Consider the following 24,530-nt stretch of genomic DNA (forward strand, 5'->3'; position numbering starts at 1 on the left):
CACTGTGCCAGTGATGACTGGCGATGAATGTGCTGATCAGGGCGTTGGGAGGGGACGATCAGCCGCGTTCGGGTTTTTTCTGCAGCAGGAGGCCGAGGGCGGACAGCGCGGTGAGGCGGCGGGGCTCCTGGGGCGCGGTGGCCGGGTCGGGGATGTCGGTCACGGGCAGCGCGGGGGTGTGTGCCGGGGCTTCCGGGGCCGGAGGCGGGGCGGGCGTTTCCGCGGCCCACTCCGGCAGGCTCGCCCCGGCGACCTCGGCCAGCACGCGGGCGACTTCCTCCGCCGGGGGCCGCTTCTCCGGCTCGGGGACGAGGAGTCGCTCCAGCAGTGACTCCAGCGGACCGGACCGGGCGTCGTCCGCCACGGCCACCCGGAGCACCGCCCCCAACGACCACAGATCGGAAGCGGGCCCGGCGCCGGGCCCCGACGCGCACTCCGGGGCGGCGAACCCGGCGGAGGCCTCCCGGCCGTCGGTGTGCCCGGCGCCGCCGATCCCGAAGTCGGTGACGACGACGCGTCCACTCCCCGCTTCGAGCAGGACGTTGGCCGGCTTGAGGTCGCGGTGAACGATGCCGACGCCGTGGGCCGCGTGGAGTGCGCCGAGGACGGCGAGCCCGATCCGGGCGGCCTCGGCGGCAGGCAGCGGCCCCCGCCCGGCGAGAGCGGCGTCCAGCGACTCGCCCTCCACCAACTCCATGACGATCCAGGGCAGTCCGTCGTCGAGGAGTACGTCATGGATGGCGACGGCCGCCGGATGGTCGACCCACGCCGCGGCCCGTGCCTCGTGCGGCAGCCGGTGCGCGGCCCGCCGCCGCTCCTCGTCCTCCGGATCCCCGGTCAGCCGGGGCTCCTTGACGGCGACGTACCGCTCGTCCTGCTCGTCTCGAGCCCGCCACACCGTGCCGCCCGGCCCGGAGCCGACCCGTTCGACGAGCCGGTAACGCCCACCGATCAGACGTCCGTCGGGCGGGAGTTCGCCGTCTTCACTCATGGCACATGAGTACCGTGCGGATCATGCCGTTGTCGAAGTGACGGGGTCAGAGGCCCGTCAGTCCATGACGTGGACTCAGGCCCCGTCCTGCGGTTGGCGCAGGACGATCAGCGCGTCGGTGCGCCGGGGAGCGGAGGACGCGCACACGACGGTCCCCCGGAAGGTGTCGTAGGGCCACTGCTCCCCGCTGTCGGGCTCTGCCCCCACTCCCGTCACGAAGCCGCGGAGAACCCAGCCCGGGCCGTCGGAGCCGAGGACCCGCGCAGTCTGCCGGTCCTTGCCCGTGGGGCCCTGGATTCGCACCACGGCCTGGAGTTCGGTTCCCGCCCGGCCGACGCGTTCCTCGACGGAACCGCCCTGACCGCGTATCGACCGGGTCAGCCGCTCACGGACGGTCGCCCAGGAGGTGTCCGAGGGCACTCGGAAGGCCTGGAGCTGGATCGCCGTCCGGCCGCGCATGACGGTGACAGCCGCTGGGGAACCGTCACGGGACGTCATGAGCTCCGTCTTCACTCCCGGTCCGGTCGGCACCAACAGGCCCCCGAGATCGACCAGTTCGCCGTCCCGCGGCCGACCGGCGTCGAGCTCCTCCTCCGGCATCAGAGCCTGTCCACCCCCAGATTCGCGATCGCCGTCCGCGCCACCTCCCGCCCCCTGTCCGTGAAGTCCCCCTTGCCGGGATAGCTGACGGTGAGCTTGTACATGTCGCCGGTGGTGGTCCGGTAGTAGAAGATCTGGAGTTCGCGCGGGCGGGAGTTCTGGCTGTCGGTCGTGTTGTACGTGACGGTGTTCTTGGCGGCCTTCCGGCCCTGGTACGTCTGGTCCTCCGGCCGGGTCTTCGCGGTGTCCGGCATGCTGAGGTCGTACTCGCCGCTCTCCTTGAACTGACCGTCGTCGTCGTACATCTCGGCCGCCGCGGAGCCCGCGATGTTGTGGGCGGTGTCCTCGGCCTTCCGCTGCAGGGCCAGGCCGATCCAGATGCCGCCGCTGTAGTCGGTGTACGTGATCCAGTGGGTCTTGTCCGTCTTCCGGTCGGGCGTGGTGGGCCGGTAGTCCGCCGGCACCGCAAGCGTCGCGGCGACGTCCTTGGTGTGCTTCTTCGTCCAGCCGTCCGGCAGCGGTCCCGCGAACGGGTCCGCGATCACCAGATACGCCGTCACCGCGGCCGCGACGACCGCCGCGCCGAGCCCGATCCCGAGCCTGAGCCACGCCTTGCGGCCCAGCCGGAGGCCGCCGCCCACCGGCACCTCCACGGTCCGCACGACCTGCGTGGGCTCCGGGGCGGGCGGGTTGGCCGTGGCCTCCAGGAGCGCCCTGACCTGGGCGGCGTTCGGGCGGTGCGCCGGGTCCTTCTGGAGGAGGCCGTTGATGGCGTCGGCGAGCGGGCCGGGCGCGGCGGCCGGTGGCGCGGGCGTGGCGTTGAGAACGGACTGGAGGGTCGCGGGAGTGTTGCTGCGGCGGAACGGCGAGACGCCCTCCGTCGCCGCGTACAGGACCACGCCGAGGGACCACAGGTCGGAGGCGGGGCCGGGGCGCTGGCCCAGCACCCGCTCGGGGGCGATGAACTCGGGGGAGCCCACGAAGCCGCCGGTGTCGGTCAGGTTGGTCTCGCCCTCGATCTGGGCGATGCCGAAGTCGGTGAGCACGACCCGGTCGTGGCGGCCGAGCAGGACGTTGTCCGGTTTCACATCCCTGTGCAGGATGCCCGCCGCGTGCGCGGCCTCCAGCGCGCCGAGCACCTCCAGGCCGATTCTCGCCGCTTCCCGTGCCCCGAGGGTGCCCTCCTGCAACGCGTCGCCCAGCGAACGGCCCTGCACCAGCTCCATCACGATCCACGGCCGGCCGTCCACGACCGCCACGTCGTGCACGTTCACGACGGCAGGGTGGTCCAGCCGGGCCGCGGCACGCGCCTCACGACGCATCCGCTCGAAGGCGTTTCCCTGTTCGCGTTCGGGAAGGTGATCCGGGAGGCGAGGCTCCTTGACGGCCACCTCGCGGTCCACCGTCTCGTCCTTGGCCCGCCACACCGTGCCCATGCCACCGTGCCCGAGCTTGGCGAGCAGCCGGTACCGGCCCGCGATGAGCCGGCCGACGCCCGGCTCCGACTGACGGGGCCTGGGAGGTTGCAGAACATAACTCGTCGTCTCGTCGGACTCGTGGCCGACTCCCCCGCTGCTGCTCATGGTTCATCCATATCGCGCCAGACCCGCGGGCATCCAGAGGTGACGCGTTCCGGTCACACACCCGTGACGTATCCCTACCGTCTCGTGAAGGTGTCGACGGCCACGTCGAAGTGCTCCCTGGCCTCCCGCACCTTCCCGACCGGCGCCGACACCCACACGTCGTACAGCCGCCCGTTCTCCTCCCAGCACATGTCGTAGGTGTGCCGGGCGCCCTCGGCCGCGCTGAAGCCGTCCCAGGTGAACTCCCAGAGCGCGGCGGGGTGTCCGCGGTGCGTGACCGAGGTGATCCGGCCGTCGCGGTAACCGGGGTTGGCCTCCGGCCCCTTGGCGGCCGCGCGCCGCATCACGCCCAGCGGGCCCCCGGGCTGGGGGTCGGTGACCTTGACACCGAGGCGGAAGGTCTCACCGGCCGACAGATAGAAGACCCGCTCCCCCTGCGGCTCCCGGGTGAACCCGTCGGGCACGGCGAGCGCGAACCCGGCGGGGTCCTCGGCGACGTGATATCCGGAGGGCGCGGAGGGCAGGGTCGCGGTCGGCGCGGTGGGCCCAGTGGGCCCGGTGGGCGTGGGCTCCCGTGTCCCGGTGGAGCCGCTCGCGGGGGTCCCGGGCGCCGAGGTGCCGACGGTCGTACGGCCGTCCCGCCCGCCCCGGTCCATCAGCAGCACCGCCGCCGACGCCCCCGCTCCCGCCAGCACGGCGACCAGCAGCGCCGCCGTGAGCACGCCCCGCCTCGACCGCAGCGGCGCCATGAGCCCACCGTTCTTCGGCCGGTCCGGCGCCGGGGAACGCCGTAGCGGAAGATCCCGCTGGGTCGGCGTGTACGACCGCTCGGGCGCCCGGCGCGCGGGCGTGCGGCCCGTCTCCAGGAAGGCCCGCAGCATCCGCTCCGCCTCCACCGCGTCCAGCCGCCGCTCGGGATCCCGCTCCAGCAGGCCCCGTACGACCGGGAGGAGCGGCGCGGCCTGCGCGGGCGGCCGGATCTCGTCGATGACGACGGCGTGCAGGATGCCGCCCAACGAGTCGCGGCGGAACGGCGATTCGCCGCTGAGAGCCGTGCACAGCAGCGCGCCGAGCGACCACAGGTCGGCCTCCGGACCGGTCCTGACCCCGGACATCCGCTCGGGCGCGGTGTACTCGGGCGAGCCGACGAAGGAGCCGGTCTCGGTGAGCGTGGTGGCGCCCGCGACCTGGGCGATGCCGAAGTCGGTGAGGACGACCCGGCCGGTGCCGGACTCGACGAGGACGTTGGCGGGCTTGATGTCCCGGTGCAGCACCCCGGCCGCGTGCGCCGCGCGCAGCGCGCTCAGCAGGTCGGCGCCGATCCGGGCGGCCTCGGCGGCATCGACCGGGCCGTCGGCGGAGATCCGGTCGGCGAGGGAGCCGCCGTCGATCAACTCCATGACGATGTACGGCCGTTCGTCCTGCTCGACGACGTCGTGGACCACCATGATGTGCGGGTGGCTGAGCCGGGCGACCGCGCCGGCCTCGCGCAGGGTGCGCTCGCGCTGGAGCCGGGCGTCCTCGGCGGAGAGTGTCTCGTCGAGCGGGATCTCCTTGACGGCGACCTGCCGGCCGAGCAGTTGGTCGGTCGCCCGCCACACCACGCCCATGCCGCCGCGCCCGATCCTCGCCTCCAGGCGGTAACGGCCCGCGATCACACGGAAGGTGTCCCCCTCGGTCCCCATGCGCCCCATCATGCCGCAGCGGACGGATGCCCTCCGGGACGGTGACCGGCCAACTCCATCAACTGTTCGGCTCCTTCCAGCCCTGGAGCACCCTCGTGAACTGCTTGCTGGTGGTCGGCCAGCTCTCCGCGGGCGCCGACATGTAGAGCACGTACTCGACACCGTCCCGGGACATGTACGTCTCCTCCACGGCCCGGCGCGGTCCGGGGAAGGCGATGTCCTTCGCCAGCGCGGTCCAGGTGTACTCCCACCGGGCGCCCGGCCGGTCCCGGTAGGTGTTCTCGACCATGCCCACGCGGTGGTAGTCCTTGAGCCCGTCGATCTGCTTCTCCAGGTCGCGCTGGTGCTGGAGGGGATCGTCGAAGTCCGGCGAGGTGTCGATCGCGATCCGGAGGAAGTGCTTGCCCTCGTCCGGGGAGTAGTCGATCTGGGTCAGGCCGTCGGCCGGGGTCCCGAAGACCGAGCGGTCCCAGCCCTTGGGGAGGGACACACTGAAGCCCACGGGGTCGGGGTACCGGACCCAGCCGTCCAGGACCTCGTCCGAGCCCGCCCCCGCCGTGCTGCTGGGCGAGGCGCTCGAGGAGGCCGAGGAGCCGCCCCCGCCCCGCCCCTCGTCCCACTTCTGCAGCGCGACCACGGTCCCCGCGCTGACGACCGCGGCGAGCGCGACGACGAGCGCGACCGAGCGCAGCCTGCGACGCCTGGACGGACCGGCCGGGGCCGTCCCGGTGTGGTGCGGCGGGCCGATGACCGTGGGGGCGGGGGCCTGGGCGTACGGGGAACCGGAGTGGTACGTCGGGCCGGAGCCCGAGGAGTACGACGGCCCCGAGGCCGAGGGATACGACGTTCCGCCGACCGGTGTGCCCGTCGCCTGTGCGCCCGTTGGCGGTGCGCCCGTTGGCGGTGTGCCGAACCCACTGTGGGACCCGCTGTGCGCCCCCGGCTCATGGCGGGAACGCACATGTTGGGTCGGCACATACGCCTGTGCCCCGCTCGGCCGCCGTCCCTCCGCCGCCTCGGCGAGCATCTGCTCGGCCTCGGCCGCGTCGGGCCGCAGGGCGGGGTCCTTGTGCAGCAGGGCGGCGATGACGGGCCCGAGCGGGCCGGCGTTCAGCGGCTCGGCGGGCTCCTCGTCGACCACGGCCTGCATGGTGGTCAGCGGCGTCGTACGCCGGAACGGCGAACGTCCCTCGACCGCCGTGTACAACGTGGCACCGAGCGCCCACAGGTCCGCGGACGGGCCGGGGTCGGCGCCGCGGACCCGCTCGGGGGCGAGGTAGTCGACCGAGCCGACGACCTCTCCGGTGCGGGTGATGGTGGTGTCGCCCTCGATCTGGGCGATCCCGAAGTCGGTGAGCAGAACGCGGCCGTCGCGCGCGAGAAGGACGTTGCCGGGTTTCACATCCCTGTGCAGGACGCCGGCGGAGTGCGCGGCGCGCAGAGCCCGCAGCACCCACAGCCCGATCCGGGCCGCCTCACGCGCCTCGATGCGGGCGTCCTCCTTGACGGCGTCGGCCAGCGAGCGGCCCTCGACCAGCTCCATCACGATCCAGGGCCGGCCGTCGTGGTCGAGCACGTCGTGCACGGTGACGACGGCCGAGTGGTTGATCCGGGCGGCCGCGCGTGCCTCGGCGCGGGTGCGGGCGAGCAGTACGGCCTGGTCGCTCTCGGAAACATAGAGCGCGGCGGTCAACTCCTTGATGGCCACGGCCCGGTGCAGCACCTCGTCGTGGGCACGCCAGACCCGGCCCATACCGCCCTTGCCTATCGGGTCGGCGAGCCGGTAGCGCCCCGCGAGGAGCAGGCCCTGCATCTGATTCACGTTTCCCCGCAATGCTCTTGACGCAGTCAGACTAAGGACCGGCCCGCGCCGAGGGGAACCAGGGGGGCGTCAAGGAGACCTCACTGTGACGGTTGTCGCTTCCGCGAAGAACGGGTGAACCCGCGGCGCCGGTACGGCGTCCGTCAGCCGGTCACCTGGTACGTGGCCGACGCCTGCTCGTAGAGCCGGGTCACCTCGTCCCGCTCCGCCTCCGGACCGCGCACCTGCACCACGTGGTACTTCCCGCCGATCAGGATCGCGACATTGCGCACGTACAGCTCGCGCCCGTCGTCGCCGGTCCAGGTGAACTGCCCCTCGGCCATGCTCCTGGTGCCGACCTGGATCGACTTCAGCCCGGTGGCGGTGGCCCAGCTGGAGTCGCGGTACGGCTGGAGTTCGGGCTCCTTCTCGCGCTGGTAGACCATGGGATCGCTGCCGTTCGCGGCCGCGGTGTCCCGCCCGGGGACGACGATCAGCTCGAAGTTGCCCTGCGAGTAGACCACCTGACCGCGGCCGTTCCTCGGGGTGCGGTCCCAGCCGCCGGCCACCGCGACCTCGAAGCCCTCGGCGTCCGTGCGCAGGGTGAAGCCGTCGGCGACCTCGGGCCCGGCGGTCTGCGTCTCGGCGGCACCGCTGGACTGCGACGGCTCGGGGGTGGTCGGCTCGGGCCGGGGCTCACCGCCTGCCTCCGGGGACTGCGCCGGATTGGCCTGGCTGGTGGAACCCGTCTCCTGTGCGGCGCCCTTGTCGTCGGGGTCCGCCTTCGGCATGAAGTACATGGCGTACGCGATCGCCGCGGCCATCACCAGCAGGATCAGCAGCAGCAGAGTGCGGCCGAGGCGGCGTGGTGCGGGGGCGGCCTCCTCCCGGGCCCGCTTGTGCCGTCCGTGCCTCGCGGGCAGCCCGGCACGCCGCCGGCGCACCAACTCGCCCCGGCGACGCACGATCGGCAGCCGGTTCGCGTCCACGGGCGGCGCGGCGATGACATGGGCGCCGGCCTCCGGTTCGGGCGCGGACCGCACCAACGACCGCAGCCAGCCGCGCAGTTCCTCGAAGTCCAGCCGCTCGGTCGGGTCCTGCCGCAGCAGCGACTCCACGACCGGCCTGAGCGGCCCGCACTCCTCCGCGAAGGCGGGCGGCTCGGCGCACACCAGCTGCACCAGCTCGGCCGTCGACTCCTCGGGATAGGGCGCGTGCCCCTGGACGGCCCGGAACAGCAACGCCCCGAGAGCCCACAGGTCGGTCGCGGGCCCGATGGGCGCGGCGAGCTGCCAATTCTCGTGCACCGGCCCGGCCTGCTCCGGTGCCCACCGCTCGGTGACGGGCCCCACCACGGCCATCCGTGCCTGCCGGGCCCGCTCGGCGGCGAGCGCGGTGGCGGGACCGCGACGGGCGGGGGCATCGCTCGGCGGCAGGTCCTCCCGGCGGGCGGGCTCGGACGCCGCGACCGCATCGCGCGGCACCGCCCCGTGCCAGGGGGTGGGGCGCACTCCGTAGGGATGATCGGCCGTCCGCCCCGCCGCCCCGGCGCCGGGCACCTGCTCGACACCGTCCACGGCCGGATACGGCGACTGCGCAAGCCCGTTGGCCGAGGGATACGCCGACTGCGGTGGCTGCGGCACGACGTTGGCCTGTACGGCGGGGTCGGCCTCCGGTGCCGGACGGGCTCCCGGCAGGGCGGTCCTGCCGCTCTGCGCCTCCTGGACCCGGGCCGCCGCCCGTGCGCCCGCGCGGTACGCGGCGATCGCTCCGGCCCGTGCCGCCCGGATGTCCGTACCGCTGTCGGGCTCCCTGCGGACGAGTTCGGCCGACGCCCCGGTCCCGTTCGCCGCCTCCACCCCGGCGCTGGGCAGCCCACGGGCCTCCCGCGCCTCGATGGCGGCCCGCCGGGCGGCCTCGGGATCGCCTCCACCGAAGGTGAGCGCACTGCCCGGGCCCGGCCCGGTGCTCTGGGCGCCCAGTCCGAAGGCCGCACCGGCGCCGCTCTTGCCGAGAGCCGTACGAGCGCCGGCCGCCCCGCCGGGTACCCCGGCCCCACCAGCCCTGCCCGTCGCCTGCCCGGGAACCACGTGTGCACCCGGTGCACCACGCCTGTCGACCCCGGCGCCCGGACCGTCGTCCGCCCCGGGCCCGAACTCCTCGCCCCCGGCGCCCCATTCACCCGCCTCGACCGGCACCGGGTCATAGCCGCACAGTGCCTCCTCGGCAGCGCCGACCGCGAGACCGGTCAGCATGACGCGGCCGTCGTCACAGACCAGCACCGTACGGGCGGTGATGTTGCGGTGCACCCAGCCGTGCGCGTGCAGCACCCGCAGCGCCATGAGCACGTCGGAGGCGACCTCGGCCGCCCGGTACGGTGTCAGCGGCTTCTCGGCGAGCAGCGCCGCCAGCGGTCGCGCGGGCACCAACTCGCTGACGATCCACAGCGAACCGCCCTCGGCGAACACGTCGAAGACCTGGTCGAGCCGCGGATGGTCGGGGATCCGGGCGGCGGCCTGCGCGGCCTCGACGGCCCGCCGCACGGCAGGCTCGGTGGGCCGGCGTGGGCCGCGCCTCCCCGGGGTCCGCCGCGCGTCCCGGGGTTCCCGGGCCGTGAACCCGTCGGGCAGCCCCTCGGCGTCGAGCACCTCCGCCTCGACGACCTCGGGCAACGGGACCTGCCGGACCAGGACTTCCTGCCCGCTGTAGGTGTCGAAGGCGCGCGTCTCGGTGAGTTCGTACTCGTCGGACGGAGGCAGCGGCAGGCGGTAGCGGTCGGCGAGCACCCGACCCGCATAGTCGTCCACGTTGCCTCCCCCGGCCGCCCGGTTGGTCAATTCCGTTCGCCTCGCGGCCCGTTCCGCACCCGAACCTGGATGCGGACGGTCCACGAACCTTCACGATACGTGCCGGAGGCAACCCGCAAAGAGGGGATTCCAGATCTCAGGCTTCAAACACATGACCGTTTACCGCACAGCGCTTCACGACTTCGGTTCGAAGGTGCGAGCGAGCGTGTGCCATGTGTCCTTGCGCAGGCCAGTGCCCCAGTTCGCGGCTTTCGCGGTGTACATCAACGCATATCCGAGATGGCCGTTCACGACGAACCCACGGTCTATGGTCCGGTACTTCGTCCCGCTCTCCACATAGGTGAACTCCCAGTCGGCCGCGTTCCAGCCCCGGTAGCCCACCTTCTCTATGCGGATCTTGGTGTACTGCGCGCGGCGCATGCCCTGTTCCTGGCTCTTCCAGTCCGCCACCGGGTCGCCCTTGGGCGTGCTGGTCCAGGCGATGAGCAGCTTCTGCCCGTCGGGCCCGGTGAACCGGTCGCCCGCGGAGCTGCTGGTCTGGAACTTCCACCCCTCGGGCATCCCGATCGCGTACCCCTGGCTCCCCCTGTACGTCGAGGCCACCGCACCGTCATCGGCGGAGCCCCCCGAACCGGAGGACCCTTGCGAACTCCGGCCGCTCTCCTCCGTGCTGGGCGTGTTCGCGGCCCCCGCGCCCGTCTCCGGCGAAGCGGACCCGGTGGAGGACCCGTCGGTCCCGGTGCCCCCGCTCTTGTCCTCCTTGGTGCCGGCACTGGAGCTCGCGCCCGCCGTCACCTTGGCGCCGCCGCCCTTCGCCCCGTCGCTGCCGTTGTCCCCGCCGAGCGTGAGGGCCAGCACGGTACCGATGACCGCCAGCGCCACGACCACCGCGATGATCACCAGCGTCCGCCGCGGCACCACGTCGGTCAGCGGCGCCCTGGGCACCGGCCTCGGAGCCAGGTCCGGCGGCGGCGTCATCACGGGCCACCCCGAACTCCGCCCGCCGGAGACCGCGTCGACCTGCCGCGTCTTCGCGTCCCGGGCCCCGGCCGCCCCAGTGGAGGCCGACGTCGAAGCGGGCGCCGGAGCCGATGCCGGGGCCGCCTCCGCCGCGGAAGTCGCCGGGGAAGCGGGAGAGGCCGAAGCAGCCGGGGCGACCGGAACCGCCGGGGAGGCCGGAGCAGCCGAAGCAACAGGAGCCGTCGAAGCAGTCCCGGAATCCTGGGCGGGCACCTTCCCGCCACGCGGACCCGCCCCGCCCGAAGCCGCCGTACCGCTCCCGGACTTGGTGAGGGACACGGCCGCCGACGTCGCCGCCGCTCCGGCGGCCTTGCGCACGGAACGCAGCGCCCCGCGCAGCCGCTCCCCGCCCGCACGCTCCTGCGGCTGGGCCGGCAACGGCACCACCCGGGTCGCGTCGGCCGTCGGCTCCGGCTCGGACTGCTTCGGCTCGGGCGCGTGGATCACCGCGGTGAGCATGGCCCGCGCGCGGACGTCGTCGAGCCGCTGGGCGGGGTCCTTGGTGAGCAGGCCGTAGATGACGTCCTTGAGCGGACCGGCGTTCTTCGGCTCCTCCAGCGGCTCGGTCATCACCGCCGTGAGCGTCGCGATCGCGGACCCCTTGTCGTACGGCGGGGCTCCCTCGACCGCCGCGTACAGCAGCCCGCCGAGGGACCACATGTCGGCCGCGGGCCCCGGCTTGTGCCCACGGGCCCGCTCCGGGGAGATGTAGGAGGGGGCACCGACGAGCATGCCGGTGGAGGTGATGGACGGGTCACCCTCGACCTGGGCGATGCCGAAGTCGGTGAGTACGACCCGGCCGTCCTCGGAGATCAGCACGTTGGACGGCTTCACGTCCCGGTGCAGGATGCCCTCGCGGTGCGCGGACCTGAGCACGTCGAGGATCGCGAGGCCCACCTCCGCCGCGCGCTTGGGCTCCAGCAGCCCGTCCTCCCGGATGACCTCGGCGAGCGACTTGCCCTCGACGAGCTCCATCACGATCCACGGCCGGTCGTCCTCGTCGACCACGTCGTACACGGTCACCGCGCTGGTGTTGCGGATCCGTGCGATCGCCTTGGCCTCACGCAGCGTGCGTGTGATCAGCCGGCGCTTCTCGTCCTCGTCGATGCTGGACGGGAACCGGAGCTCCTTGACGGCCACCGTCCTGCCCAGGGTCTCGTCCTCGGCCCGCCACACCGTGCCCATGCCTCCGCGGCCGAGCACTCCTCCCAGCCGGTACCGCCCGGCGAGGAGACGCTCGCTCTCGTCCTGCCGGGATGCTCCCGCCCGCTCCGCGTCCGACATGCGTCCCCTCATGAACCCGCCCTGACAGAGCCTCCATTGTCCCTCACCCGACAAGTGCCCGACGCCCAGGGGTGCCGGGTCGGTTTGTGGGGCGGGTACGGGTCGGTGGGGGTTGGGGCGCGGGGAACTGCGCACAACGCCCGCCCCCACCGAACCCGCACCCCCGCAACCCTGCATGATGGCCCCGACAAGGGAGGATCCGCGATGTCGCTACTTCGGGCACTACTGGCCGTCCCGGTGTCCCTGATGCTGCTCGCCCTGACTCCCGCAGCCTCCCCGGCCCCCTCCGCCCCCGCCGCCCAGCCCACAGACACACTGCTCCCATCGCTGGTCGCGCAGGGCGGTGCTCCCGCCGCGGCGCTTCTGGCGAAGGAGCAGAGCGGCGGCGGAACCCGTTACGCCGAGGCGGGACCGGGGATCGCCCGCGCCGACCACTTCCGCGCCGGCAGCATCACCAAGACCTTCATCGCGGCCGTCGTCCTCCAACTGGCCTCGGAGCATCGGCTGAAGCTTTCCGACACGGTGGAGCAGCACCTGCCCGGCCTGGTGCGCGGAGCGGGCAACGACGGTCGCGGACTGACCCTGCGCGCCCTGCTCACCCACACCAGCGGCCTGAGCGACTTCACCACGGACACCCGGGGCCTGGTCCCCCTCACTCCTGTTCAAGCCGTCCGTATCGCACTCACCCACCCTCCGGCCGGCCCCGGCCGCTACTCCTACTCGAACACCAACTACGTCCTGCTCGGCATGGTGATCCAACAGGTCACCGGCGACTCCTACGCCACCGAGGCCGAGCGGCGGATCATCGCCCCGCTGCGTCTGACGGGCACCTCCTTTCCTGGTTCGCGCACCTCACTGCCCTCCCCGCACGGCCGCGCCTACACAACCGACGGATCCGACATCACCGGGCTCGACCCGCGGGTGGCCGGGGCCGCGGGCGAGCTGGTGAGCACCCTCGCCGATCTGGACCGCTTCTACGCGGCGCTGCTCGGCGGCCGGCTGCTGTCCCCGTACTGGCTGCACGAGATGACGGACACCCGCACCGCACACGGCCTGTACGGCATGGGCCTGTTCCCGGTGAAGCTGCCGTGCGGCACCACGGTGTGGGGGCACAACGGCCGCATCGCCGGCAGCTACGTGCGCACCGCGGCCACGGTCGGCGGCCGTCGCGTCCTCACCTTCCGTGTGAACACGACGTGGATCGCAGATCCCGACCTCGAACCGGCCCTGCTCGCCACCGAGTTCTGCCCCCGCACCTCGTAGAACGACCGGGTTCCGAACGGAGATCCCGACTCCCGACACTCGTTCGAGTGCGGTCGACGGAGAGGGCTCTTCCGGCGGACTACGCGGACTACGCGGACTACAACGGCGATATGTCCGGCGCCCCCAACCGCGCCGCGTCCGCCGTCAGGTCGTCCGGCTGCCGCTGCGACTCCCGTTCCGCCTCCACCCGCTTCTCGTAGTGCTCGACCTCGCGCTCGATCTGGTCCTTGTCCCAGCCCAGCACCGGCGCCATCAGCTCGGCGGCCTCGCGGGCGGACCGCACACCCCGGTCGAAGGTCTCGATGGAGATACGGGTGCGCCGGGTCAGCACGTCGTCCAGATGCCGCGCGCCCTCGTGCGAGGCGGCGTAGACGATCTCGGCACGCAGATAGTCGTCGGCGGCCTGCATCGGCTCGCCCAGCGTGGCGTCCGAGGCGATGAGGTCGAGGACCTCCTCCGCAAGGCTGCCGTACCGATTCAGCAGATGCTCGACCCGGACGACGTGAAGCCCGGTCCGCGCCGCGATCCGCGCCCGCGCGTTCCACAGCGCCCGGTAGCCCTCGGCGCCCAGCAGCGGTACGTCCTCCGTGACGCATTCGGCGACCCGGGTGTCGAGCCCGTGCACCGCCTCGTCGACGGCGTCCTTGGCCATCACCCGGTAGGTCGTGTACTTGCCGCCCGCCACGACGACGAGTCCCGGCACCGGATGCGCCACGGTGTGCTCGCGCGACAGCTTGCTGGTGGCGTCCGACTCACCGGCGAGCAGGGGCCTGAGGCCCGCGTACACGCCCTGGACGTCGTCCCGGGTCAGCGGTACCGCGAGCACCGAGTTCACGTGTTCCAGCAGGTAGTCGATGTCCGCGCTGGAGGCGGCCGGGTGGGCCTTGTCGAGGTCCCAGTCGGTGTCGGTGGTGCCGATGATCCAGTGCCGGCCCCAGGGGATGACGAACAGCACGGACTTCTCGGTGCGCAGGATCAGTCCGGTCGTGGAGTGGATGCGGTCCTTGGGCACGACGAGGTGGATGCCCTTGGAGGCGCGGACGTGGAACTGTCCCCGCTCGCCGACCATCGCCTGGGTGTCGTCGGTCCACACCCCGGTCGCGTTGACCACCTGCTTGGCGCGGATCTCGTACTCGCCGCCCGCCTCGACGTCCTGCACCCGGGCCCCGACCACCCGTTCGCCCTCGCGCAGGAACCCGGTCACCCGCGCGCGGTTGGCCGTCTTGGCGCCGTAGGCGGTCGCCGTGCGCACGAGGGTGGCCACGAAGCGGGCGTCGTCCATCTGGGCGTCGTAGTACTGCAGCGCGCCGACCAGGGCGTCCTTCCTCAAGGCGGGCGCGACGCGCAGGGCGTGACGGTGGCTCAGGTGCCGGTGCGTGGGCAGGCCCCGGCCGTGTCCACGGGCCATCGACATGGCGTCGTAGAGCGCGACGCCCGAACCGGCGTACAGGCGCTCCCAGCCCTTGTGCTGCAAGGGGTACAGGAAGGCCACGGGCTTCACGAGATGCGGGGCGAGCCGCTCGAGGAGCAGTCCGCGCTCCTTCAGCGCCTCGCGGACGAGGGCGAAGTCGAGCATCTCCAGATAGCGCAGGCCGCCGTGGATCAGCTTGCTGGAGCGGCTGGAGGTGCCCGAGGCCCAGTCACGCGCCTCGACAAGGCCCACGGACAGGCCACGGGTCACCGCGTCGAGCGCGGTTCCCGCACCGACCACGCCGGCTCCCACCACCAGGATGTCCAGTTCACGCTCGGCCATTGCCGCGAGTGACTCGGCGCGCTGCGCCGGCCCCAGTGTCGCTGTCCTCACCACTGCTGCCTCCAGCTGTAGATCGCGCCGGTCACGGTCGCGGGCCGGATCTTCCTTGAGGAGTGGCCCGGTCCGTATCCCTCATGCCCAATCCTGACCGGCTTGCCCGACTTCAGCCACCAGTCACCCTCAGCCTGTGGATAACTTTCACCACTGCGCAGGCCAACGCTCACAACCCCACAGGAAGACACACGGGATCAATCCCGTATATCGGTCATATTTACTCCTAGTCTGACATTGCGCTCGCTCGTCCAGTCCACAGGGCTTGCGCACCTGTCCCGCTTCGGTTACTGGGAAGGACGGCCCACGCCATGCCCGCAGATCTCGCCGTGATCGGACTCGGTCCCTACGGACTGCCCCTGGCCCAGGCCGCTGTCGCCGCCGGCATCTCCACCCTCGGCTACCGCACCGGCCCCGAGGCCGGCTCCCTCAGCCCCGCCGAACTGCGCCGGATGCTCTCGGGGGGCTTCCGGACGGCAGCGGGCCCCGCCGAACTCGGCCGGGTGCGCACGGCGGTCATCTGCGCCCCGACCCCGCCGGGCCCGGACGGCGGCCCGGACCTGAGCCAGGTGGAGGCGGCCGCCCGCACGCTGAGCACACACCTGCGCCCGCACACCACCGTCATCCTGGAGTCCCCCGTCCCGCCGGGCACCACCGAGGAATTCCTGCGCCCGCTCCTCGAAACGGGCTCGGGCCTGCGCGCGGGCCGCGACTTCCACCTCGCCTACTCTCCCACCCGGGTCGACCCCGGCAACCGCGACTTCACGCCCGCCACCACCCCCAAGGTGATCGGCGGCCTCACGCCCGCGTGCACGGAGTCCGCCGCCGCCTTCTACTCGCGCCTCACCGACAAGGTGGTACGCGCGCGTGGCCCACGCGAGGCGGAGACGGTCCAGCTCCTGGAGACCAACTACCGGCACGTCAACATCGCCCTCGTCAACGAGATGGCCGTCCTCTGCCACGACCTCGGCGTCGACCTGTGGGACGTCATCCGCTGCGCGGAGACGAAACCCTTCGGCTTCCAGGCCTTCCGCCCCGGCCCCGGCGTCGGCGGCCACGCGATCCCCCGCGACCTCAGCAGCGCCGGCCGCTCCCTGCGCATGGTCGAACTCGCCCGGCAGGTCAACGACCAGATGCCCCGTTACGTGGTCCAGCGCGCCGCGGCCCTCCTCAACGAGCACGGCAAGTCCGCGCGCGGGGCCCGTGTCCTCCTCCTCGGCGTCACCTACAAGCCCGACCTCGCCGACCAGCAGGGCACCCCCGCCCAGGAGGTCGCCGTACGCCTGATGGAACTCGGCGCCGCCGTGAGCTACCACGACCCCCACGTCCCGTCCTGGAGCGTCCTGGACCGCCCGGTCCCACGCGCGGACTCCCTCTACGAGGCGGCGGCCGACGCGGACCTGACGATCCTCCTCCAGCAGCACCGCACGTACGACCTGCAAGGCCTGTCGGTGAAGGCCCAGCTGCTGCTGGACACACGGGGGGCCACGCCTACGGGGGCGGCGCACCGCCTCTGACGTCAAAACGCAGGTGGCTCTGTCGGACCCACCTGTTAGCCTCCCCCCACTCGTCGCACAGTCGTGCGCACGCTTCTCTGCTTCACCATTCCGTTTGTTCCATCCCGTGGGGGGATTTCTGTCATGAGCCAGTCAGCACCACCGCCTGCCCAGCCGCCTGTCGAGCCTGCCGAGCCGCAGGCCCAGCCCCAGCCGGTCGACGGCAACCCGTACGCGCAGCAGTCGGCCGACGGCGCTCCGTCCGCCCCGCAGTCGGGCGCCGTACCCCCGCCTCCGGCACCGGGGGTCCCGTACGGGGCCGTCCCCGCCCCCGCTCCGGTGCGCAACAACGTCGGCCTCGGTCTGGTGGCCGCCTTCGTCGCCGCCGTGGTCGCCAGCGGTGTCTACGGCGCGATCATCGGCCTGACCAAGCACGAGATCGGCTGGGCGGCGGTCGGCGTCGGCTTTCTGGTCGGCCTCGCCGCAGGGCGTCTCGGTGGCCGCAACCCCGTGCTGCCGGTCGCGAGCGCGGTCCTGTCGCTGGGCTCCGTCTACATCGGCCAGCTGGTGGGCGAGGCCGTGATCGCCGCCAAGGAGACCCCGCTGAGCTTCAGCGAACTCTTCTTCCAGCACTTCGACGTCCTCCAGGAGGCATGGAAGGCGGACGCCGACCCGCTGACGTTCCTGTTCTTCGCGATCGCCGCGTACGTCGCCTTCACCGGCGCCAAGAAGGCGGCGCACTGACGCTGCCGGTACCCGGCGAAGGGGCGGCGCATCGGTTGTGAAGGGGGCGCGTGGGTGCGGCGGGCTCCGGGGCTGGTGGCACGCGGGGCGCGGCGCGGGTACCTTACGGAGACAGGTGGAGCCCACCGCAGCGGTCACTGCGGCAGGCTCCTGATGGTTCACGGAGTGTCCGCCCCTAGTTCTCATGGGGGCGGCCGCTCACCATCCGAAAATCCGCAAGATCCACCTCCTCCGGCACTTCACCATCCGCAGACGGAGTCGGTCCCAGCGAGTGGGCTTGCGGTGACGTCCCATGCACGCCCCCTTCCACGACACCGCCCATTGACCCGGTAGGCGGTCCATTGGAAATCGGGCCGGGCCCCGAGGAGCGGGGTCCGGAACCAAATCCTTGGAAGGGGGCGCTCCAGGAACCTGGGGCGCCGACACGGACGTTATCGCCCTCGGCCCGGCTGACCAGCCCGTTTCCACGCCGAACGCAACCGCACGCCCCCGCACCACCCCACGCGCCGCCCGCCCTGCAAAGCCTCAGGGCACGCAAAAGGCCGGCCACCCACCCGGGTGACCGGCCTTGCAGTCGCCGTGAGACCTACCGCTTGTGCTGCGAGTCCGCGACCGTCACCTCGACCCGCTGGAACTCCTTCAGCTCGCTGTACCCGGTCGTGGCCATCGCCCGCCGCAGCGCGCCGAAGAAGTTCATCGAGCCGTCCGGGATGTGCGACGGGCCCGCCAGGACCTCCTCGATGGTGCCGACCGTGCCGAGGTCGACCTTCTTGCCGCGCGGCAGCTCCTCGTTGACGGCCTCCATGCCCCAGTGGTGGCCGCGGCCGGGCGCGTCCGTGGCACGGGCGAGCGGGGAGCCCATCATCACGGCGTCCGCGCCGCAGGCGATCGCCTTGGGGAGGTCGCCGGACCAGCCGACGCCACCGTCCGCGATGACGTGCACATACCGGCCGCCGGACTCGTCCATGTAGTCCCGGCGGGCGGCGGCCACGTCCGCGACGGCCGTCGCCATGGGCACCTGGATGCCCAGCACGTTGCGCGTGGTGTGCGCCGCACCGCCGCCGAAGCCGACCAGGACGCCCGCCGCACCGGTGCGCATCAGGTGCAGGGCCGCGGTGTACGTGGCGCAGCCGCCGACGATCACCGGGACGTCCAGCTCGTAGATGAACTGCTTCAGGTTCAGCGGCTCGTGCGAGCCGGAGACGTGCTCCGCCGAGACCGTCGTGCCGCGGATGACGAAGATGTCCACGCCCGCGTCCACGACCGCCTTGGAGAACTCGGCGGTGCGCTGCGGGGAGAGCGCGGCCGCCGTGATCACGCCCGCGTCGCGCACCTCCTTGATGCGCTGCCCGATCAGCTCCTCCTTGATGGGAGCGGTGTAGATCTCCTGGAGGCGGCGGGTGGCGTTGTCCACGTCCAGCTCGGCGATCTCGTCGAGCAGCGGCTGCGGGTCCTCGTACCGAGTCCACAGGCCTTCGAGGTTCAGCACGCCGAGGCCGCCGAGCTCACCGATGCGGATCGCGGTGGCCGGGGAGACGACCGAGTCCATGGGGGCGGCCAGGAACGGCAGCTCGAAGCGGTAGGCGTCGATCTGCCAGGCGATCGAGACCTCCTTCGGGTCGCGCGTACGACGGCTGGGGACGACGGCGATGTCGTCGAAGGCGTACGCCCGGCGGCCGCGCTTGCCGCGCCCGATCTCGATCTCAGTCACGATGTGTGGCCTTTCCCTGATGCGTTGCAGCGCCTCCCAGTATCCCCGACGGGTACGACAAGGGCGGCCCCGGTGCTCCGGGACCGCCCTCACGCGCGCGTGGACTTCAGCGAAGGCTCACTTACGGCTGTAGTTCGGTGCCTCGACCGTCATCTGGATGTCGTGCGGGTGCGACTCCTTCAGCCCTGCCGAGGTGATCCGCACGAAGCGGCCCTTGGACTCCATCTCGTCGATGGTGGCCGCGCCCACGTAGCCCATGGTCTGGCGCAGGCCGCCGACGAGCTGGTGCAGGACGCTGGACAGCGGGCCGCGGTAGGGCACCTGGCCCTCGATGCCCTCGGGCACGAGCTTGTCGTCGGCGGAGACCTCGGCCTGGAAGTAGCGGTCCTTGGAGTACGACTTGCCCTGGCCGCGGGACTGCATGGCGCCGAGCGAGCCCATGCCGCGGTACGACTTGAACTGCTTGCCGTTGATGAACTGCAGCTCGCCGGGCGATTCCTCGCAGCCCGCGAGCAGCGAGCCCAGCATCACGGTGTCGGCGCCGGCGGCGAGCGCCTTGCCGATGTCGCCGGAGTACTGCAGGCCGCCGTCGCCGATCAGCGGGATGCCCGCGGGACGGGCGGCGAGGGAGGCCTCGTAGATGGCGGTGACCTGCGGGACGCCGATGCCGGCGACCACGCGGGTGGTGCAGATGGAGCCCGGTCCGACACCGACCTTGATGCCGTCGACACCGGCGTCGATCAGCGCTTGGGCGCCGTCACGGGTGGCGACGTTGCCGCCGATCACGTCGACGCCGACGCTGGACTTGATCTTCGACATCCAGCTGAGGGCGTTGCTGTTGTGGCCGTGCGAGGTGTCGACGACCAGGAAGTCCACACCGGCCTCGGCGAGTGCCTGGGCCCGCTCCAGGGCCTCGGGGCTGGCACCGACGGCGGCACCGACGAGGAGCCGGCCCTCGGCGTCCTTGGCGGAGTGGGGGTACTTCTCCGCCTTGACGAAGTCCTTGACGGTGATCAGGCCCTTGAGGACGCCCGCCTCGTCGACCAGGGGAAGCTTCTCGATCTTGTGGCGGCGCAGCAGCTCCATGGCCTCGCTGCCGGAGATGCCGACCTGGCCGGTGACCAGCGGCATCGGCGTCATGACCTCGCGCACCTGACGGCTGCGGTCCGACTCGAAGGCCATGTCGCGGTTGGTCACGATGCCGAGGAGCTTGCCGGCCGGGTCGGTGACCGGGACACCGCTGATGCGGAACTTGGCGCACAGGGCGTCGGCCTCGGCGAGGGTCGCCTCCGGGTGCACGGTGATCGGGTCGGTGACCATGCCGGACTCGGACCGCTTCACCAGGTCGACCTGGTTGACCTGGTCCTCGACGGAGAGGTTGCGGTGCAGCACGCCGACGCCGCCGAGGCGGGCCATCGCGATGGCCATGCGGGACTCGGTCACCTTGTCCATGGCGGCCGAGAGCAGCGGGATGTTGACCCGGACGTTGCGGGAGATGCGGGACGAGGTGTCGACCGCGTTGGGGAGTACCTCGGACGCTCCCGGCAGCAGCAGCACGTCGTCGTAGGTCAGCCCGAGCGTCGCGAATTTACCGGGCACTCCGTCGACGTTTGCAGTCATGACACCTTCCCCAAATGGCCTTGATCGGTGCGGATGTCCATGCTAACGGGAAGCAGGGATGTCACATTCCGCGGATTCCGCGGATCCACGGTTTCGGACCCGCTCCGGGCTTCGTATGTTCGTACGGGACGGGCGTGCCGCCTGTTCAGGAGCGCGCCCTACTGCTCGGCCAGCGCCCGCAGTCTGCTCAGCGCCCGGTGCTGCGCCACCCGGACCGCACCGGGTGACATTCCCAACATCTGACCCGTCTCCTCCGCCGTCAACCCCACGGCGATGCGCAGCAGCAGCAGTTCACGCTGGTTCTCGGGGAGGTTGGCCAGCAGTTTCTTGGCCCATTCGGCGTCACTGCTGAGCAGCGCGCGCTCCTCGGGGCCGAGCGAGTCGTCGGGCCGCTCCGGCATCTCGTCGGACGGCACCGCCGTCGAACCGGGGTGGCGCATGGCCGCGCGCTGCAGGTCGGCGACCTTGTGCGCGGCGATGGCGAAGACGAACGCCTCGAAGGGGCGCCCGGTGTCGCGGTAGCGCGGCAGGGCGAGGAGAACGGCTACGCAGACCTCCTGCGCGAGGTCCTCCACGAAGTGCCGGGCATCACCCGGGAGACGGGACAGCCGGGTGCGGCAGTAGCGCAGGGCCAGGGGGTGGACATGGGCGAGCAGGTCGTGCGTGGCCTGCTCGTCCCCTTCCACGGCACTGTGGACGAGCGCACCGATCGCCCCATGGGGATGAGCCGCCTCGTCGTCACGCATCGGTCCATGGTGCCTTGGCGTCGTTGGATCCGCGGCATCGCGCTGGTTGTTGTGCACCGAAGCGTTATGAGCAGGTGCGCCGGAAGCCATACCCTGCGCCCTCCCCTTCCGCTCGACCGAATCGTCCCCGAGAGACTCCACATCTCAAGGATGCGGCATCCGCGCCGAAACAAGCAGCGGGCGCCGATGTGACTGCCCGGCCGACCCCGCGACCGCGCCCCTTCAGGGGCGCGGAGAGCTGCAGGACCAGCCGGTGGCGACCCGCAGCTTCACTACGGCGAGGTGCTCAGCGAACCAGGCCCCACCGGAACCCGAGCGCCACGGCGTGCGCCCGGTCCGAGGCGCCGAGCTTCTTGAAGAGCCGCCGCGCGTGGGTCTTGACGGTGTCCTCGGACAGGAACAGCTCCCGCCCGATCTCCGCGTTGGACCGACCGTGGCTCATACCTTCGAGGACCTGGATCTCACGCGCGGTGAGCGTGGGCGCCGCGCCCATCTCCGCCGACCGCAGCCGGCGCGGGGCGAGCCGCCAGGTCGGGTCGGCGAGCGCCTGCGTCACCGTGGCGCGCAACTCCGCGCGTGAGGCGTCCTTGTGGAGGTAGCCCCGCGCACCGGCGGCGACCGCGAGAGCGACCCCGTCGAGGTCCTCCGCGACCGTGAGCATGATGATGCGCGCACCGGGGTCCGCGGACAGCAGCCGCCGTACGGTCTCGACGCCGCCCAGACCGGGCATGCGTACGTCCATCAGAATCAGGTCCGAACGGTCCGCGCCCCAGCGGCGGAGGACTTCCTCGCCGTTGGCCGCGGTCGTGACGCGCTCGACGCCGGGCACGGTCGCGACCGCGCGGCGGAGCGCCTCTCGGGCAAGCGGGGAGTCGTCGCAGACGAGGACGGATGTCATGGCCGTCCTCCGCAGCTGATGCACGTCACCTTGAGCCTCCAGGCTGGTACGAAATCGTCACCTGTGCGGTCGACCGTCTCGGACGCCTGCCCGAGCACTTCTTGTTTCAACCGCCTCCGCACTCTCAACGACGGTCACCCGAAAGAGTTACGGGGCTGCGCACTGTCTTCGGCACTCTACGTGAGGGGGCGGACACGGTGCAGACATGCACGACGGACCCACAACGTTTCATCACAACCCATGCCCCATTCAGACCCTTTTCTTCCCATTTACTGGTGTCTGAGGCTAGATTCGCAATGAGTCATATTTTCATCTCCTTAGATCGTAGATGTACGGTCGTAGACACCGTATCCGCCCAGAACGGCTACAAGGGGTCACGCAATGGCAGATTTCTCCCGCCTTCCCGGACCGAACGCGGACCTGTGGGACTGGCAGCTCCTGGCCGCCTGTCGCGGAGTGGACAGCTCGCTCTTCTTCCATCCGGAGGGCGAGCGCGGTGCGGCCCGGAGCGCTCGCGAGAACTCGGCCAAGGAGGTCTGCATGAGATGCCCCGTGCGTGCACAGTGTGCGGCGCACGCGTTGGCGGTGAGAGAGCCGTACGGCGTCTGGGGCGGACTGACCGAGGACGAGCGCGAGGAGCTCATGGGGCGGGCGCGGCACCGGCTGGTGTCGGCTTCATCCGTCGGGAGCGGCGCATCGAACAATTGAAGGAACGTTTCTCCATAGAGGGCACGCACGCGCGTGCCCTTCCTTCTGTTCGGCGGGCGGCGGGGCGGCTGGGCGGCGCCCCTGCCTATCGGTCGGCCGCGTGCGCCAACTGCTCCAGGGTCGCCGCCACCGCCGGCACCTGTGCCAGATCGGGCAGGGTGAGTGCGACGATCTCCCGCCGGACCGCCGGTTCCAGCGTCACCGTGCGCGCACCCCGGGGCCGTACGGACTCGACGGCGAGCTGGGGCAGGACGGCGACGCCGAGACCCGCGCCCACCAGGCCGACGACCGCCGGGTAGTCGTCGGTCGCGAAGTCGATGCGGGGCGTGAAGCCGGCGCTCTCGCACACCTCGACCAACTGGCCCCGGCAGCGCGGGCATCCGGCGATCCACGACTCCCCGGCGAGCTCCCCGATGGCCACGGACCCCGCGCGCGCCAGCCGGTGCCGCTCCGGTACCAGGGCGACGAGCCGGTCGGTCAGCAGGGGTCGTACGACGAGGTCGTCCCACTCGTCGCCGCCCGCGGCCCCCTCGTACCGGAAGGCGAGCGCGATGTCGCAGTCGCCCTCTCGCAGCAGGGTGACGGACTGCGGGGGTTCGGCCTCCTCCAGGGAGACCCGGGTGCCGGGGTGAGCGGCGCGCAGGGCGGCGAGGGCGGTGGGGACGAGGGTGGAGCTGCCGCTGGGGAAGGAGACGAGCCGGACGCGCCCGGCCCGCAGCCCGGCGATGGCGGCGACCTCCTCCTCGGCCGCGGTGAGGCCCGCCAGGATGCCGGCGGCGTGCCGCACCAGGGCCTGCCCCGCCTGGGTCAGCCGCATCTCGCGTCCGGTGCGGATGAGCAACGGCGTGCCCACGGACGTCTCCAGGGCCTTCATCTGCTGGCTGACGGCGGGCTGGGTGCAGCCCAGTTCGCGCCCCGCCGCGGAGAAGGAACCGGTGGCGGCGACGGCGCGCAGGACACGGAGATGACGGGCCTCGATCACTCTTCGAGGATAAGCCGCGCTTTGATGCGACGCCGAATAATGCCTGGCACCTTTGGGCGCCGGTCGCCTACCGTGCCGCCATGAGGCTTCTGTCGGTGAATCTGGGTCGCGAGAAGGCCGTTTCGTACACGGACAACCCGGAGGGCGTCACCGGTATCGACAAGCGGCCGGTCGACGGACCGGTGCGGGTGGCCGCGCCCGGGCCCAAGGGCATCGGCGGCAGCGCGCTCGCCGGGGACGCGGTGTGCAAGAAGCAGCACCACGGCGGCGACGACCAGGCCGTGTACGCGATGGCGCGCGAGGACCTGGACGTGTGGGAGGGCGAGCTGGGGCGCACCCTGGCCAACGGCGCGTTCGGCGAGAACCTCACGACCGAGGGCATCGACGTCTCCGGCGCGCGGATCGGGGAACGCTGGCGCATCGGGCCCGAGGTGGTGCTGGAGGTCACCAGCGCGCGGATCCCGTGCGGCACCTTCCAGGGCCACATGGCGGAGGAGCGGTGGGTGAAGCGGTTCACGCAGAAGGGCGCGCCGGGCGCGTACCTGCGGGTGATCCAGCCGGGCGAGATCCGTACCGGGGACCCGGTCGAGATCGTGCACCGGCCGGACCACGACGTGACGGTCGCCCTGGCCTTCCGGGCGATGACCACCGAACGGCCGCTTCAGCCACGGCTGTTGGCGGCGGGAGAGGCGCTCCATCCGGAGGTGCGGCAGTGGGCGCTGGAGTATGTGGAGAAGTACGGCGCCTGACGGGCCCTCGGCAAGCGGACGCTGTCGGTCCAGGTCAT

Annotated in this window: 18 protein-coding genes; 5 read left to right on the forward strand and 13 right to left on the reverse strand. The window is 72.0% G+C overall.

Annotated elements, in window-relative coordinates; translation table 11 throughout:
- Positions 1-58 precede the first annotated feature (58 nt).
- From ACIRP7_RS08575 to ACIRP7_RS08605, 7 genes are all read right to left on the reverse strand, one after another.
- Positions 59-991 (reverse strand): serine/threonine-protein kinase, encoded by a 933-nt coding sequence (locus ACIRP7_RS08575; RefSeq protein WP_403655422.1) that lies wholly within the window; start codon positions 989-991, stop codon positions 59-61.
- Between the two features lie 75 nt (positions 992-1,066).
- The gene (locus ACIRP7_RS08580) at positions 1,067-1,591 is read right to left on the reverse strand and encodes a DUF3710 domain-containing protein (protein ID WP_403655424.1); all 525 of its coding nucleotides are present in this window, start codon (positions 1,589-1,591) and stop codon (positions 1,067-1,069) included.
- On the reverse strand, positions 1,591-3,174 hold the full coding sequence (locus tag ACIRP7_RS08585; protein WP_403655426.1) for a serine/threonine-protein kinase: 1,584 nt from the start codon (positions 3,172-3,174) through the stop codon (positions 1,591-1,593). The genes ACIRP7_RS08580 and ACIRP7_RS08585 overlap by 1 nt, the downstream gene beginning before the upstream one ends.
- 74 nt (positions 3,175-3,248) lie before the next feature.
- Positions 3,249-4,859: a serine/threonine-protein kinase gene (locus ACIRP7_RS08590; RefSeq protein ID WP_403655428.1), complete on the reverse strand. Its 1,611-nt coding sequence runs from the start codon at positions 4,857-4,859 to the stop codon at positions 3,249-3,251.
- 58 nt (positions 4,860-4,917) lie between these two features.
- A complete protein-coding gene (locus tag ACIRP7_RS08595) occupies positions 4,918-6,672 on the reverse strand; it encodes a serine/threonine-protein kinase (RefSeq protein ID WP_403655944.1) in 1,755 nt (584 codons plus the stop codon).
- Between the two features lie 152 nt (positions 6,673-6,824).
- Positions 6,825-9,467: a protein kinase gene (locus tag ACIRP7_RS08600; protein ID WP_403655430.1), complete on the reverse strand. Its 2,643-nt coding sequence runs from the start codon at positions 9,465-9,467 to the stop codon at positions 6,825-6,827.
- A gap of 174 nt (positions 9,468-9,641) precedes the next feature.
- Positions 9,642-11,771 carry a serine/threonine-protein kinase gene (locus ACIRP7_RS08605; protein WP_403655947.1) on the reverse strand — a complete coding sequence of 710 codons (2,130 nt, stop codon included), beginning with the start codon at positions 11,769-11,771 and terminating at the stop codon, positions 9,642-9,644.
- A 204-nt stretch (positions 11,772-11,975) separates the two neighbouring features.
- Here ACIRP7_RS08605 and ACIRP7_RS08610 point away from each other — a divergent pair, with 204 nt between their 5' ends.
- Positions 11,976-13,034 carry a serine hydrolase domain-containing protein gene (locus ACIRP7_RS08610; protein WP_403655432.1) on the forward strand — a complete coding sequence of 353 codons (1,059 nt, stop codon included), beginning with the start codon at positions 11,976-11,978 and terminating at the stop codon, positions 13,032-13,034.
- Between the two features lie 97 nt (positions 13,035-13,131).
- Here ACIRP7_RS08610 and ACIRP7_RS08615 read toward each other — a convergent pair whose 3' ends face one another.
- A complete protein-coding gene (locus ACIRP7_RS08615; protein WP_403655434.1) occupies positions 13,132-14,838 on the reverse strand; it encodes a glycerol-3-phosphate dehydrogenase/oxidase in 1,707 nt (568 codons plus the stop codon).
- A gap of 311 nt (positions 14,839-15,149) precedes the next feature.
- On the opposite strand from ACIRP7_RS08615, the gene ACIRP7_RS08620 reads away from it, so the two are divergent.
- Together ACIRP7_RS08620 and ACIRP7_RS08625 are read left to right on the forward strand one after the other, a co-directional pair.
- Positions 15,150-16,355 (forward strand): nucleotide sugar dehydrogenase, encoded by a 1,206-nt coding sequence (locus ACIRP7_RS08620; protein ID WP_403655436.1) that lies wholly within the window; start codon positions 15,150-15,152, stop codon positions 16,353-16,355.
- Positions 16,356-16,478: 123 nt separating this feature from the next.
- A complete protein-coding gene (locus ACIRP7_RS08625) occupies positions 16,479-17,078 on the forward strand; it encodes a hypothetical protein (RefSeq protein ID WP_403655438.1) in 600 nt (199 codons plus the stop codon).
- A 586-nt stretch (positions 17,079-17,664) separates the two neighbouring features.
- Here the strand turns inward: ACIRP7_RS08625 and ACIRP7_RS08630 are convergent.
- From ACIRP7_RS08630 to ACIRP7_RS08645, 4 genes are all read right to left on the reverse strand, one after another.
- Positions 17,665-18,789 carry a GuaB3 family IMP dehydrogenase-related protein gene (locus tag ACIRP7_RS08630; RefSeq protein ID WP_403655440.1) on the reverse strand — a complete coding sequence of 375 codons (1,125 nt, stop codon included), beginning with the start codon at positions 18,787-18,789 and terminating at the stop codon, positions 17,665-17,667.
- A gap of 117 nt (positions 18,790-18,906) precedes the next feature.
- On the reverse strand, positions 18,907-20,409 hold the full coding sequence (gene guaB / locus ACIRP7_RS08635) for an IMP dehydrogenase (RefSeq protein ID WP_352389182.1): 1,503 nt from the start codon (positions 20,407-20,409) through the stop codon (positions 18,907-18,909).
- A 158-nt stretch (positions 20,410-20,567) separates the two neighbouring features.
- Positions 20,568-21,155, reverse strand: a complete 588-nt coding sequence (locus ACIRP7_RS08640) for a sigma-70 family RNA polymerase sigma factor (protein ID WP_007384137.1) — start codon at positions 21,153-21,155, stop codon at positions 20,568-20,570.
- Positions 21,156-21,441: 286 nt separating this feature from the next.
- Entirely contained in the window at positions 21,442-22,053 is a 612-nt protein-coding gene (locus tag ACIRP7_RS08645) for a response regulator transcription factor (protein WP_003948568.1), read from the reverse strand.
- 381 nt (positions 22,054-22,434) lie between these two features.
- On the opposite strand from ACIRP7_RS08645, the gene ACIRP7_RS08650 reads away from it, so the two are divergent.
- Positions 22,435-22,761 carry a WhiB family transcriptional regulator gene (locus tag ACIRP7_RS08650; RefSeq protein ID WP_007384136.1) on the forward strand — a complete coding sequence of 109 codons (327 nt, stop codon included), beginning with the start codon at positions 22,435-22,437 and terminating at the stop codon, positions 22,759-22,761.
- Positions 22,762-22,846: 85 nt separating this feature from the next.
- Here the strand turns inward: ACIRP7_RS08650 and ACIRP7_RS08655 are convergent, their stop codons facing one another.
- A complete protein-coding gene (locus tag ACIRP7_RS08655) occupies positions 22,847-23,743 on the reverse strand; it encodes a LysR family transcriptional regulator (RefSeq protein ID WP_403655443.1) in 897 nt (298 codons plus the stop codon).
- 80 nt (positions 23,744-23,823) lie between these two features.
- Between ACIRP7_RS08655 and ACIRP7_RS08660 the strand changes: the two genes are divergently transcribed.
- Positions 23,824-24,492 (forward strand): MOSC domain-containing protein, encoded by a 669-nt coding sequence (locus ACIRP7_RS08660; protein ID WP_403655445.1) that lies wholly within the window; start codon positions 23,824-23,826, stop codon positions 24,490-24,492.
- Positions 24,493-24,530: the final 38 nt, after the last annotated feature.

Source organism: Streptomyces sp. NPDC102270 (assembly GCF_044766405.1).
GTDB lineage: Bacteria > Actinomycetota > Actinomycetes > Streptomycetales > Streptomycetaceae > Streptomyces.